The organism is Okeania sp., from assembly GCF_983059655.1.
Genome location: NZ_CEZPJD010000066.1, coordinates 1 through 4,976 on the forward strand (window position 1 = coordinate 1; position 4,976 = coordinate 4,976).

General features: G+C 39.2%; 3 protein-coding genes. 1 reads left to right on the forward strand and 2 read right to left on the reverse strand.

Translation table 11 applies throughout. The features are described 5' to 3' along the window. Positions 1 to 138: 138 nt before the first annotated feature. Together AC3DU7_RS06385 and AC3DU7_RS06390 are read right to left on the reverse strand one after the other, a co-directional pair. Positions 139 to 939: a class I SAM-dependent methyltransferase gene (locus tag AC3DU7_RS06385; protein WP_488038518.1), complete on the reverse strand. Its 801-nt coding sequence runs from the start codon at positions 937 to 939 to the stop codon at positions 139 to 141. 496 nt (positions 940 to 1,435) lie between these two features. Continuing rightward, positions 1,436 to 3,976 (reverse strand): glycogen/starch/alpha-glucan phosphorylase, encoded by a 2,541-nt coding sequence (locus AC3DU7_RS06390; protein WP_488038519.1) that lies wholly within the window; start codon positions 3,974 to 3,976, stop codon positions 1,436 to 1,438. 614 nt (positions 3,977 to 4,590) lie between these two features. Here AC3DU7_RS06390 and AC3DU7_RS06395 point away from each other — a divergent pair. After that, positions 4,591 to 4,976 (forward strand): cytochrome P450 (locus tag AC3DU7_RS06395; protein ID WP_488038520.1); only part of this gene is annotated, 386 nt, incomplete at its 3' end.

Below are 4,976 nucleotides of genomic sequence, written 5' to 3' on the forward strand. Positions count from 1 at the left end.
CTATATGAAAATTTTCTGTTGCCCGTTGCCCGTTGCCCGTTGCCTGTTGCCCGTTGCCTGTTGCCTGTTGCCTGCTCCCTGCTCCCTATTCCCTATTCCCTGTTGCCTGTTGCCTGTTGCCTGTTGCCTTTATATTTACTATTTAGTCGCAACTACTGCCAAATTCCAAGCAAATCTTTTCATTAAAGGCAACTTTTTTAATACCCCATCTAATCTTTCTAATTTCCGATACATTGGTTCTAATCTTTGATGTTCAATAATAATTTTTTTCCAATAACGTTCCTTATTTGGGTCAATTTTTTCAATTAAATAAAACTTTAAAAAAATCCACAAAGTTGCTAACCAAAATGTATCGTAAGCTGTTTCTGAATAGAGAGATTTAATAAAATCAACCAGATTAATATCCAAAGGCGTTTCATCCTCAGTTCTAACCTTTGTAGCAATGCGCCGATAAACATTAATCACAGGATTATGTTTCAATGGGTCCCAAAAACAAGCTTTACCACCAGGTTTAAGAACACGGTGCATTTCTCTAATTGCTAACTTTGGATTTGGTAAGTGGTGAAGTAAATTAGAAGCATAAACAAAATCAAAAGTATGATCGGGAAATTCTAAAGCCATTGCATCCATAACTTTCCCCTCAATTTGTACCCCATTTGTTTCAGCCAACTTAACAGCAACATCCACCATTCCAGGAGAATAATCTGTCGCTACACACCGCGCTCCTTTTTTAGCAAAATAAACACTATTTTCCCCTGCACCACAACCTAAATCTAACAAATATTTATCTGTTAAATCGCCCATTTGTTGTAGAATAAATCTATTTTCTGGAGCAGTACAACTTTCAAAATAATCAACTACTCGAATACCTTCTATATCAATAGTTGATGCCCAGATATCATGGAATTGTCTTTCTTTAGCTAATATTTTGTCTTGCATTTTTTTCAGGAATTAAAAATAAAAATAGAGAATATTTTAGCATAATAAATGCTGTATAGTTTTGCTGGTTGGGTTGAGGAAAGTTAACGCAGGTTATCAAAATAATATAGGTCTAAAACCCTGCTTTTTAAGAGGTTGTCTGAAAAGTCTCATTTGCTACATCACGCGCCCCCGCGCATCCCCCATTGAACAAAAAGCGAAGCAACATTTGGCTTCCCCCTCTTTCCCAAGGGGGACGGGAGGGGGATTAATAAAGGGGGACTTTTAGCAGCTAATGGATCTTGTTCCCCCCAGAATTGGGGGGTTAGGGGGGCAAAATTCAGTATATTTTTGGAGAGTTGCTCAAACCCCCGTTACAAAAATAACTTCTGACCTATGACCTCGTTAACTGTAGGATAAACCCAACAGACACTTAATTTTTGTTGGGTTGCGCTGCCGCTTAACCCAACCTACAGTATTGAGCTGATTGCTGAATGCTAACCGCTGAAGTGCTTCCTTAAGAATCTACCTTCAAACCAGCATTATCTTGAGTATAGTTTTCTTGGTCGATCTTGACTGGTTGTGCTCCCCAAATCTCCTTTGCATACTCCATAATTGTTCGGTCAGAAGAGAATTTACCCATACGAACAGAATTATAGATAGACATTTTTGTCCATTTCTCCTGGTCTTGGAAAACCTTACCAACCCGCTCTTGACATTCAATATAGCTTTGATAATCAGCTAGTAGCATATATTGGTCATTGTACAGTAGAGAATCAATCAAAGGCTTGAACAAATTAGGATTACCTTCACTAAAATGACCGCTAGCAATTCGGTCAATTACTGCTTTGAGTTCAGCATTAGTATTGTAGTATTCCATAGGTTTATAACCCTTGGCCTTCAACTCGAAAACTTCTTGAGCAGTCATTCCAAATAAGAAAAAGTTTTCTGCTCCAACTTCTTCGCGAATCTCAATATTAGCTCCATCAAGAGTACCAATAGTCATAGCTCCATTCATGGCAAACTTCATATTACCAGTTCCGGATGCTTCCTTGCCAGCAGTAGAAATTTGCTCGGATAAGTCAGCAGCAGGATAAATAATCTGACCAAGGGAAGCATTAAAGTTTGCCAAGAATACAACCTTTAGGCGACCGCGCACATCAGGATCGTTATTAACCACATCAGCAACAGCATTAGTCAATTTAATAATCAACTTAGCCATATAGTAACCAGGAGCAGCTTTGCCACCAAAAATAAACGTGCGGGGTGTAACATTAATGCTAGGGTTTTGCTTAATGCGATTATACATCGTAATGATGTTGAATACATCCAAATGTTGGCGTTTGTACTCATGAATACGTTTGACTTGAATATCAAATAGAGAGTTAATATCTACCTCAATTCGATTATGCTTGAGAATGCGCTCTGCTAACTTAGCCTTATTCTCTTGCTTAATTTCTCGCCAACGCTTTTGAAAATCTCGATCGCCAGCATATTTTTCTAGTTGCCGTAGTTGGTCAAAATCTCGCAACCAACTATCTCCTCCGAGTTTCTCAGAGAATAGAGCAGAAAGCTTGGGGTTACTCAGTAAAACCCAACGACGGGGAGTCACTCCATTAGTCTTATTAAAGAATTTGTCTGGGAAAAGTTGGTAAAAATCTTTAAGCACACCTTTTTTCAACAATTCTGTGTGCAGTGCTGCTACTCCATTAACAGCATGACTACCAACAGTAGCCAAATTAGCCATCCGCACAGATTTTTCTGCTCCCTCTTCAATCAAAGAAACACGGGCAAGCAATTCCGGGTCTTTAGGAAACCAAGTTTGCACTTGAGTTAAAAAGCGCCGATTAATTTCATAGATAATTTCTAGGTGGCGAGGGAGAAGGCGGCCAAACAAACTAATTGCCCAACGCTCTAATGCTTCTGGTAGCAAAGTATGGTTAGTGTAAGCAAAAGTATTTTGAGTAATATGCCAAGCACGCTTCCAGTCCATATCATACTCATCAATTAACAAGCGCATCATCTCCGCGATCGCCACAGCAGGGTGAGTATCATTCAGTTGAATTGCTGCTTTCTCATACAAATTGTCTAGATTTTTGTTGTGAGATAAATGTCTACGGATTATGTCTTGTAAAGCACAGGAAACAAAGAAATATTGTTGCTTCAGACGGAGTTCCTTACCTTGAGGAGTATTATCATTTGGATAAAGAACTTTGGAGATCGTCTCCGAACTCATTTTATCTGCTACTGCACCGTCATAGTTTCCAGCATTGAACTCTTCAAATTTGAAGTCTACACTAGCCTCTGCTCGCCACAAACGTAGAGGGTTTACAGTATTTACTTTATAGCCAGGAACAGGAGTATCGTATGGAATACCAATTACAGTTTCATCTGGAACCCAAGTTACTCGATAGTGGCCTTTATCGTCATGGTATCCTTCTGTATGGCCTCCAAACTTGATTTCTACTTTTTCAGCAGGACGAGCTATTTCCCAAGGGTTGCCAAAACGTAACCATTTATCAGGGATTTCTGCTTGCCAACCATCCTGTACAGTTTGAGTAAAAATGCCAAATTCATAACGAATACCATGACCCACCGCCGGAATTTCCAGAGTAGCTAGAGAGTCCAAAAAACAAGCTGCTAACCTACCCAAACCCCCATTTCCTAGACCTGGATCGTCTTCTTGCTCCAATAATTCGTCTAAGTTGAGTCCTGATTCGGTGATGGCCTGACGAACTTGTTCATAAATTCCCAGATTAATCAAACTATTACCCAGGTGACGACCCATGAGAAATTCGGCAGAGAGATAATATACGACCTTAACATCTTTCTCATTATAAGTACGAATTGTAGAAAGAAAGCGTTGGAGTAAGCGATCGCGTATAGTATAAGCCAGGGCACGGTAAAAATCATCTTGTTTTGCCATGGACTCATAAGTCCCCTGCAAATAAAACAAGTTATCTGCTAGGGCGCGTCTGAGAGTAGTAACACTCATTCCGGTGCGATCGTCTTCTACCTGAATTTTATTTTCAGTAGTAGGGTTGATATATTGATTCATTACTCCTCCATAAATTTAACCGTTATTAATTTTTCTGTAGTAGAAAGACAAAGATAGCAATTAGCTTTGCCACACAGGAGCTATAGCGCTACGCGCAAGTTTAGATAGGGGAGCCGTCGGATTGGCGACGTACAAAAGTCAGAAGTCAGAAGTAATTTATGACTGAGTTTTTCCTGTGGAAATGCTCTGCAAAGAGCATTTAGGAATGTACGTGCCCTTTCCTTCAACTGCTATATTCTATAGGAAACTTCTTCATCCAGTTAGACTAGCTAATGGAATTTTAGATTCCTATAATATTTGCCTAGAGTCTACTCTTAATAGTTATTCAAGCTTTACCATATGAATAAAATTTTTACTGTTTCTCAATCACAGAATCAGGAGCTATAAGTCACAGGAACTAAAGTCAAAAGTCAAAAGTCAAAAGTTAAAAGTCAAAAATTAAGATCTAGGAGTTGTTGGATAGATAAAATCAAGTACGGCGATAAAACCACGTTTGTTTTTCAAATTCCGTACCCTTCTGACCTCTGCCTCCTTCTTCAATTGAAACCCTCCCATCTCACTGGCAAATGAATCAAAATAGATGAGGAAACTTTGAGATAATCAGCAAAACAAAAATGAAATTACCTGATGGCCCAGCCTTGTCCCCTTTACAGCGAAGACTCCGGACTTGGAAATTTATTTTTCGTCCCTTACAAACAATAGAGGAACGATATTCTCAATACGGAGATACCTTCAGGACTAACACTAACTCCAAGACTCCTTTTATCTATTTCTGTAATCCTAAAGCTATTCAACAAATTTTTACTGCTGACTCTGATACCTTTAGCTCAGGTGGTGGTAATGGTGTTTTACAATACCTCGTGGGTAGAAATTCTCTACTTCTGCAAGACGGCGATCGCCATCAACGTCAAAGAAAACTATTAATGCCACCTTTTCATGGCGATCGAATGCGTACTTATGGGAACTTAATACATAACACAACTTCTGATGTTATAGATCG